The 8218-nt window shown below is 69.9% G+C and carries 7 protein-coding genes; 2 read left to right on the plus strand and 5 right to left on the minus strand.

Translation table 11 applies throughout. The features are described from left to right. Nucleotides 1-2464 (plus strand): hypothetical protein (locus VF536_RS21040; protein ID WP_331616831.1); only part of this gene is annotated, 2464 nt, incomplete at its 5' end. Between the two features lie 6 nt (nt 2465-2470). Here VF536_RS21040 and VF536_RS21045 read toward each other — a convergent pair. The 5 genes from VF536_RS21045 to VF536_RS21065 form a co-directional block, all read right to left on the minus strand. Further along, on the minus strand, nt 2471-4162 hold the full coding sequence (locus tag VF536_RS21045) for a sensor histidine kinase (RefSeq protein ID WP_331616832.1): 1692 nt from the start codon (nt 4160-4162) through the stop codon (nt 2471-2473). 175 nt (nt 4163-4337) lie between these two features. Continuing rightward, on the minus strand, nt 4338-5231 hold the full coding sequence (locus VF536_RS21050; RefSeq protein WP_331616833.1) for an SDR family oxidoreductase: 894 nt from the start codon (nt 5229-5231) through the stop codon (nt 4338-4340). Between the two features lie 75 nt (nt 5232-5306). After that, complete coding sequence (locus VF536_RS21055) at nt 5307-6290, minus strand: glutathione S-transferase family protein (protein WP_331616834.1); 984 nt, start codon at nt 6288-6290, stop codon at nt 5307-5309. After that, nucleotides 6287-6760, minus strand: coding sequence for a GNAT family N-acetyltransferase (locus VF536_RS21060; RefSeq protein WP_331616835.1), 474 nt, complete (start codon nt 6758-6760; stop codon nt 6287-6289). The genes VF536_RS21055 and VF536_RS21060 overlap by 4 nt, the downstream gene beginning before the upstream one ends. Continuing rightward, complete coding sequence (locus VF536_RS21065) at nt 6760-7779, minus strand: NADP-dependent oxidoreductase (RefSeq protein WP_331616836.1); 1020 nt, start codon at nt 7777-7779, stop codon at nt 6760-6762. The genes VF536_RS21060 and VF536_RS21065 overlap by 1 nt, the downstream gene beginning before the upstream one ends. A gap of 249 nt (nt 7780-8028) precedes the next feature. On the opposite strand from VF536_RS21065, the gene VF536_RS21070 reads away from it, so the two are divergent. Further along, on the plus strand, nt 8029-8218 hold a 190-nt coding region (locus VF536_RS21070), incomplete at its 3' end, for a hypothetical protein (RefSeq protein ID WP_331616837.1).

Genomic DNA, 8218 nt, shown 5'->3' on the forward strand with positions numbered 1-8218 from the left:
GCCGGCACCGCCGCCGACGCTCACGCTTCCGATCGAAGTGCTGGGCGCGGGCGCGCCCGATGCGCCGACCGTCGTCGCCGCCGAGTTGTCGCTCGATGCCGGATCGCTCGCCACCGCGACGCAGCTGGTGGTGCGCTGCCACCGCTGCGGCTTCTACAACTCGCCGGAGTTCGAGGCGCTCAGCAAGCCGCTCACGGCCATCGCCGGCAGCCTGCGCGTGGTCGGCGCGGCCAACGCCAACAACAGCGGCGCGGCCGCGTGGATCCCGATCAGCGACACCGGCGTGCAGCTCGACGACGTCGAGCGCTCGCACGGCGGCGTCAACGGCGGGCTGCTGACGATCCGCTTCCGCGTGACGCTGGACAGCACGGTGCGCGCGCGCCTGGTCGCGAGCCCCGCCACCAATCGCATCGAATTCCGCTTCAACGGCACCGACGGCAACTCCAACGGCTACCGCATCCTCGACCTGCAGCTGCAGGACGCGAACGGTCGCAACCTCGCGACCAACCCGCGCCGCTGGGCCGACATCGCCGCCGAGAAGGAGGCCGGCCGCACCTGGACGGCCGATGCCGACGCGGGCAAGGCGCTGTGGAACGCCTCCGGCCTGCTGCTGAAGTCGCCGGTGGTCAACACGAAGATGCGCGCCGCCTGCGCGTCCTGCCACGCGGCCACGGGCCGCGACCTGCAGTATTTCAACTATTCCAACAACTCGATCGTCCAGCGCGCCCGCTTCCACGGCTTGAGCGAGACGCAGGGCCGGCAGATCTCCGCCTACCTGCGCGCGGCGCTGACCAAGGTCCCGCACGTGGCGCAGGCCACGCCGTGGAATCCGCCCTACCAGCCCGGGCCCGGGCTGGACAGCAAGCCCGCGGTCGAATGGGCAGCCGGCGCAGGGATCGACGCGGTGCTGCCGGACGCGAAGTCCTTCGTCAACGTCTTCGCCGGCAAGGCGGCCAACAGCACGACCACGGTGACGCAGGCCGAGCTGGACGCCGCGATGGACCCGAGCCCGGGCAAGGTGCTGAACACGCGCGAGATGCCGATCCCGCTGCAACTGCCCGACTGGAACGCCTGGCTGCCGATCACGCATCCGCTGGACATCTGGACGCCGGACGCGGGCCAGACGCAGGGCCTGTTCGAGACCAAGGGCGACGACGGCTCCAACCCGATCAAGGTGGTCAAGCGCATCGCCGACTGGCTGGCGGCGAACAGGAATCCCAACGGCGCTTACGGCGACTGGAGCCACCTCACGGCGGACCAGCGCGAGCGCGCGCAGTACTGGTTGACCGACCCCGGCATGCGCATGCTGGACTTCGTCGGAGGCGGTCGCGGCAGCCGCGTCTCGTCCAACCCTTCGCAGCCGTACGGCGCGGAGATCGGCGGCCGCAAGCTGCAGGCCCTGCTGTCGTCCTCGACGCAGTCGTCGGCCAGCGCGCTGTATCCCAACGCGAAGGCCGGCTACAGCAAGGAAGCCTTCATCGAACGCGCCATGTTCGGGATGATCCACTGGATGGGCGTCAAGCAGTGGGAGCTGGCGCACGAGTACGGACTCGAAGGCCCGGCGCCGTGGTTCCGCGGCAAGAAGGACGCGAGCGGCAAATGGGTGGGCGAAGGCGAGAAGCGCGGCTGGCCGTTCAGCTGGCCCAGCGTGTTCTACATGGCGCCGCACATGCTGTACGTCGACGAGCAGACGCCGCAGGGCAAGCGCGAGTTCTACTTCTCGTGGGAGCCGCGGCTGACCTCGTACTACCGGACCAACCAGTGGTACCAGCTGCAGATGACGGTGAACCCGGGCTGGTCCGGTGCCTCCGAAGGTCCGATGGACTGGCCGTACCACATGGGCTTCACGACCGCGGTCGTGGACGACCTGATGACGGCGAAGGCGCCGTCACAAGTGTCGGCGTCCCACCTGGCGCGCTACTTCCAGGTCCGGACCAAGCTGGCGCAACTCGCCAACACGAACCTCTCGTTCAACAAGCCCGATCCCGCCGCGCCGACGGACCTGTTCCGCAACGAGGGGCATCGCAGCCGCGCGTCGCTGGCCATCCACAAGCTGGGTGTCGGCGAGGTGGTCGACCGCGGGCCGGAGAGCTGGGAGAAGTCGCGCTTCCGGCTGCTGGACGACGTGACGCCGGGGCTGCATCTGATGTTCATCAACAGCTCGATGTCGCTCTACAACGCGATGTACGCGACCACCACCTACGAGCAGTGGCGCCGCTGCGATCCGAACGCGCTGTTCGGCAGCGAGCCGGAGATCAAGTCGGGCTTCCGCTTCTGCCTCGACGCGAAGCGCACGCCGCTGCCCTTGAACAGCAAGGGCCAGCCCCATCTGGTCGGCGGCTGGGTGGACTGGACCAGCGAGCAGTACATCACCTGGAGCGTGATCTCGGCGCGCAACCATGGCGCGGAGGCTCAACGCCTGAAGACCTTCTCCGACTGGTCCGGGAGGATGTGGCGGGAGTGAGGAGACCTACGCCGCGGCCGGGACGGCCGGCAGTTCGAGCGTGAAGCGCGAGCCCTGCCCGGTCTCGCTGTCCACGAGGATGCGCCCGCCCATGCGTTCCATCAGCTGCTTGCAGATCACCAGCCCGATGCCGTGCCCCGGCTGATCCACGCGCCCCAGCCGGTTGAAGGGCTGGAACAGCTGTGAGCGCTGCTCGGGACTCAGGCCGATGCCGTTGTCGGCCACCTCGATGCGGAAGCCGCGCGGTTCCGCGCAGGCGCGGACCTTCACCCAGCCGCCGCGGCGGTTGTACTTGATGGCGTTGGAGATGAGGTTATGCAGCACCTGCTCCAGCCGGATGGGATCGGCCTGCACCAGCGGCAGCGTGCTGTCCTCCTCGGGCGTCATGCCGACCTGCAGGTCGACGCCCGCCGCCACCGCCGCCGGCTGCGCGAGCTCCACCACGCGGCGCAGCAGCGGCCCCGCCTGCAGCGGCAGTGACTGCACGGTCAGCGTGTTCGCCTCGACGCGCGAGAGCGTCATCATGTCCTCGATCAGGACCAGCAGGTGCTTGGCCGCCTCGTCGATGTGCCTGATGCGCGACTGCTGCACCTCGTCCAGCGGCCGCTTCGGATCGTGGGCGAGCAGCTGGCTGAAGCCCAGCACCGCGTTCAGCGGCGTGCGCAGCTCGTGGCTGGCCTGGGACAGGAACTCGCTCTTGGTCTTGCTGGTGACCTCGGCCAGCTCGCGGGCCCGGTCCACGTCCTGCAGCCGCATGCGTTCGCCGAGCTCGCGCTGCAGCAGCTCGCCGCGCAGGCGCACCTGGCGCTGCAGGGCGCGGTTCCAGAGCAGCGTCACGCCCAGCCCGACGACGACCAGCGCCAGCGCGATGCCCACGGCCCACAGCGTGCGGCGCTGCCAGCGCATCGCGGCCGTGTCCTGCGTGATCCAGCGGTCGGCGATGGCCTGGCGCTCGCTGTCGCCGATGCGGGTCAGCGCCTTGTCCAGGATGCGGCCCAGCATCGGCCAGTCGCGACGGTAGCCGATGCCCAGCCCGTAGGCGTAGCCGATGTCGTCCACCACCCGCAGGTTGCCGATGCCGTCACGCCGCATCAGGTAGGTCGCGCCGGCCAGGTCCACCACCGCGGCGCCGACCTGACCACCGGCCAGCCGGCGCAGCACCGTGCGGTCGTCGACCTCGACCTGCACCGGATTCGTCGCGTAGCGGTCGCGCAGGAATTCCGCCACCGCGTAACCGCGCGCCACCGCCACCGCCTCGCCCGGCCGCAGCGGATCGTCGCCGGCGCCGGCGCGTCGCAGCAGCACCGCCGGCACCGTGATGTAGGGTCGCGTGAAGCCGAAACGCTGCGCGCGGTCCGGCGTCTCGCGCAGCGACATCTGCAGGTCGAGCGTGCCCGCGGCCAGCGCGTCCAGGTTGTCGGCGAAGGGCCGCGGCGGCTGGAACTCGAAACGCAGGCCGGTGAGTTCCGACAGCCGCCGCGCGTAGTCCAACGACAGGCCGGTGAGACGGCCTTCCTCGTCGACGTAGGTGAACGGGCCGTAGCTGGCCGATCCGCCGACCCGCAGCACCGGATGCTGCGCCACCCAGGCGCGCTCCTCGGCCGTCAGCCAGTCGCGCGGATCGGCGTGTCCCTGCCCCGCCAATGCCAGCCAGGCCGCCACGACCGCCGCCAGGATCGGCAGCAGGCGCGTCAGCACTTGCGGGAGTCGGGGGAGTGCGAACGGGACCACGAGGCCATTGTGGGCCCGGCTACCCGCTGCCAGGGGAAGGGCTCTCCCGCATCCGGGGGTGGTCCCCTGTCAGAAGTGTCAGGTGCGGCCCACGCCTTCACGACCCTGCGGTCGCGCGTTCGCGTGCACCGTCCGGCAACCCTCAGCCGCGCAGCGACGCCTTGAGCTTCGCGCCGATCTCCGGCTTGTCCTCGAACGGATCGGTCGGGTTGCGCAGCTGCATCACGTCCTCCAGCCGCGTCTGCACGCCCTTGAGCGCCTGCGGGTGGCTGAAGATGTAGAAGCGCTCCTCGTCCATCGCCTCGAACACCATGCGGGCCACGTCCGCCGCCGTCAGCTTGCCGGAGCTCACCGCCTTGTCGGTCATCGCCTGCGAGATGAGCTGGCTCCTGGTCGGCTTGTCGGCGACGAGCTCGCCGGGGCGGTTGCGGTGGCTCTGCGTGATGCCGGTGGGCACGAAGAACGGGCACAGCACCGAGGCGCGCACCTGGTCCGTCACCAGCGCCAGGTCCTGGTACAGCGTCTCGCTGAGCGACACCACCGCGTGCTTGGACACGTTGTAGACGCCCATGTTGGGCGGGTTCAGCATGCCGGCCATCGAGGCGGTGTTGACGATGTGGCCCTGCCACGCAGGATCCTGGCCGGCAGCCTCCAGCATCATCGGCGTGAACAGGCGCACCCCGTGCACCACGCCCATCAGGTTGACGCCCAGGACCCAGTCCCAGTCGGCGAGCGAGTTCTCCCAGATCAGCCCGCCGGAGCCGACGCCGGCGTTGTTGAAGACGAAGTTCGGCGCGCCGAAGCGCGCCTTCACCGCGGCCGCCAGCGCTTCCATCTGGTCGGCCTTGGCCACGTCGACGCGGCGCGCCAGCACCGGATGCGCGGCGAACTCGGCGGCGGCCTTGTCCAGCGCGTCCTGCTGCACATCGCACAGCACCAGGTTCATGCCGCGCGCGGCGGCGATGCGCGCCACCTCGAGCCCGAAGCCCGAACCCGCGCCGGTGATCACCGCGGTCTTGCCTTGATAGTCCTTCATGCGCCTGTCTCCTTGATGCGGTTCTTGTCTTTGTCCTTGCGCGGGCCCGGACGGGCTCGAACGGGCTCGAACGGGCTAGGCCCGTTTCAGCGTGTAGCGGATGCGCGGGAAGTGCACGTGCACGCGGCCGGCGCGCTCGTCCTCGCGGGCCAGCGTCACCGTGCGGCAGCTGAGGCCCACGAGTTCCCCGGCGACCGCGTCGCGGGCGTAGTCGTAGGGCGTGACCGTGACGGCATCGCCGGCGGCGAAGCCCAGACCCTCCTCGACCAGCGCCGGACGCGGCGTCGAGGCCTTCGCCAGCGCGATCGCGCCGGCGCCGTCGAGCTTGCCGGCGCGCTCCCCATGCCCGATCGCGGCGACACGCGCCATCCAGGCCCGCAGCGCCTCGTGCGGCTGGAAGATCTCGGCCAGCGGCCCGGTCCGGGTCACGAACCACAGCGGGTGGTAGACGCTGAGGTCGGCGATGCTGGTCTCGCCGCCGAGCAGCCAGGGCCGGCCGTCGGACAGCATGCCCGAGAGCCACTCGAGGTACTGCGTCAGCGCCGCGCCGGCGTCGACGCCGCGCACCTGCGGCATGCCTTCGCTCATCGCCTTGCGGTCGGCGACGAAGATCTTGAGCATGTCCGGCGGCGCGCCGGCGAACAGCGCGGTCGCGCCCGCCGGCTGCATCGCGTAGGGCAGCGCGGTCCAGAACAGGTCCGTGTCCGCCCATTGCGCCAGCGTGCGCGCATGTCCGGCGACGGCCGCGGGGAAGAGGCTGGGCGTCGGACGGCGGCCTTCCAGCACTTCGGCGATCAGCGCGGTGTCGCAGTAGATGTCGGCGCCCAGCTGCAGGAAGGGCGTGCGGCGGTAGCCGCCGGTCAGCGCGACCACGTCGGGCTTGGGCAGGACCATCGGCACCGTCACCGAGTGCCACGCCAGTCCCTTGAGGCCCAGCATCAGCCGCGCCTTTTCGGCGAAGGGCGAGCTGCTGTAGTGGTGGAGGACGAGGTCGTCGGCCGACGGCGAGCCGCCCGGATTCGAGGCCTCACGTGCGGCGTCGCGTTGGGATTCGCTCATGGCGTCGCCTCCTTGCGCATGTCGATGTGGGGGATGCCGTCCTCGTCGTAGATGTCCGAGGTCGGCGTGAAGCCGAAGCTGCCGTAGAACTCGCGCAGGTGGGCCTGCGCGCCGAGTTCGACCGGCTGGCCCGGCCAGAGCTTCTGGCATTCGCGCAGCGCCTGGCTCATCAGCGCGCGGCCCAGGCCGCCGCCGCGCGCCGTCGGCGCCGTGATCACGCGGCCGATGCGGGCCGAGCCCTCACCGATCGAGGGCGGCAGCAGCCGCGCGTAGGCGAAGAGTTCCTCGCCGCCATCGACGCCCTGCCCCATGCCCTGCAAGTGCCACGCGTGCTCGTCGAGCCCGTCGGGATCGAGGTAGATGCAGCGCTGCTCGATGACGAAGACCTCCGCGCGCAGCCGCAGCGCGCGGTACAGGCCGCGCACGCCCAGCTCGTCGAAAGGCTGGTTGATCCAGCGGGGGCCGGCCATCAGACCAGCTTCACCAGCTGCTTGCCGAAGTTGCGCCCCTTGAGCAGCCCCAGGAAGGCTTCCGGCGCGTTCTCCAGGCCCTGCGCGACGCTCTCGCGGAACTTCAGTTTGCCAGTCGCGACCAGCGTGCCCAGTTCCTTCAGCGCCTCGGGCCAGACCTCCATGTGCTCGGAGACGATGAAGCCCTCGACCTTCATGCGGTTGGTGAGGATCAGCTGCGGGAAGGTCAGCGGGATCGGCTCGCCGTTGTAGCCGGCGATCATCCCGCACATGGCCACGCGGCTGAACGCGTTGGCGCGCAGCAGCACGGCGTCGAGGATCATGCCGCCGACGTTCTCGAAGTGGCCGTCGATGCCGTCCGGGCAGGCGGCCTTCAGCGCGGCGGACAGCGACTTCAGGTCGGTGTGCTGCTTGTAGTCGACGCAGGCGTCGAAGCCGAGTTCCTCGACCACGTAGCGGCACTTGTCCGCGCCGCCGGCGATGCCCACCGCCCGCGCGCCGCGCACCTTGGCCAGTTGGCCGACCGCGCCGCCCACCGCGCCGCTGGCGGCGCTGACGACCACGGTCTGGCCGGGCTTGGGATCGATGATCTTGACCAGGCCGTACCAGGCCGTCACGCCGGGCATGCCCACCGCGCCCAGGTAGGCCGACAGCGGCACGTGCGTCGTGTCGACCTTCTGCAGCACGCCGCGCTGGTTGGCGTCGACGAGCTGGTACTCCTGCCAGCCGCCCATGCCCACGACCTTGTCGCCGACGGCGAAGTGCGCGTTCTTCGACGCCACCACCTCGCCCACGGTGCCGCCGATCATCACGGCGTTCAGCGGCTGCGGCACGGCGTAGCTCTTGCTCTCGTTCATGCGGCCGCGCATGTAGGGATCCAGGCTCAGGTAATGGTTGCGGACCAGCACCTGGCCGTCCGCCAGTTCGGGAATCGTCTGCTCGACCAGCTTGAAGTTGTCAGTGCCGGCTTCACCGGTCGGGCGGGAGGCCAGCAGGATCTGGCGGTTCACTTGGCTCATCGAGGGCTCCTCGGTCGTTGTGGATCCATGCCATCGCATGGCTCATGGAAGGGAATCGCGGGCGGAAACCGGCGGCGATCCGTGACGGAATGCCGACGATTGAACCACGCCCGACTACCCCTCCACGTCCCTCGGGTGACAGAAAAGAACGAGCGTGCTTTTCCTGGCGGAGACCTGCATCTTCGTGTCAAGAACCGGCGGCGACGGTTGTCGACTGACCTGCTCATTCCAGCCCTTCGCCACTTCACCATGTCGCAGATCTTCCGTCGCTCGAATCTCCCTTCCTGGCTCGGCAATCCTGGTGCGCCCGCGCAGGCGCCACAGGATCCGCAGGTGCGGGCGTGGATGAACAGCGGCGCCCTGGTCAAGAAGGAGGCCGGCCCGGTGGCCAGGGTGATCGAGAAGGCCTTGGCCCGCAAACCGGAGACGCTGGACCTGT

It is taken from the genome of Roseateles sp., from assembly GCF_036486225.1.
Taxonomy (GTDB): Bacteria; Pseudomonadota; Gammaproteobacteria; order Burkholderiales; family Burkholderiaceae_C; genus Roseateles.